At 64.0% G+C, this 491-nt stretch carries 1 pseudogene; it reads right to left on the bottom strand.

The window, feature by feature from the left end:
- Nucleotides 1-491 (bottom strand): annotated as a pseudogene (locus JHD67_RS21435) (hypothetical protein); the annotation flags it as partial.

The following is a 491-nucleotide window of genomic DNA, read 5'->3' on the forward strand; positions in this document are numbered from 1 at the left end:
TTCACGGCATCGGCGTCGTCCACACCGGCCATCACGTTCTTCAGCGTGCGGGCGTTGCCATCCTTATCGGCAAAGTCCACTGCCTCGCCATCGGTGCCTGCGCCCACCGTCAGGTTCGCACCCGGGGCGGCCTGCTGCACCAGACCGATCTGACCCTGGTTCAGCTGCTTGGTCAGATTGGTGATATTGGTGGTATTGCCATCCACGCGGCCATCCAGCTGCGACAGCGCATCACCTACGTTGTTGAACGTTTCGCTGTTGCCCGAGGTGTCCGTCAGCTCGTACGACGGTGCCGTTACCGTGCCCGTCGACGGATCGAACTGCGCACCACCGCCCAGTGCATCGGCGACGCTCTGCGCCGCCGTATTCAGCTGGCTGCCGTTCACCGCGTCCACGCTGTCCGACGCCAGCGAACCCGCTGCCACGTTCTTCAGCGTGCGAGCGTTGCCATCCTTATCGGCAAAGTCCACCGCCTCGCCATCGGTACCTGC

Source organism: Dyella sp. ASV21 (assembly GCF_016428975.1).
GTDB lineage: Bacteria > Pseudomonadota > Gammaproteobacteria > Xanthomonadales > Rhodanobacteraceae > Dyella.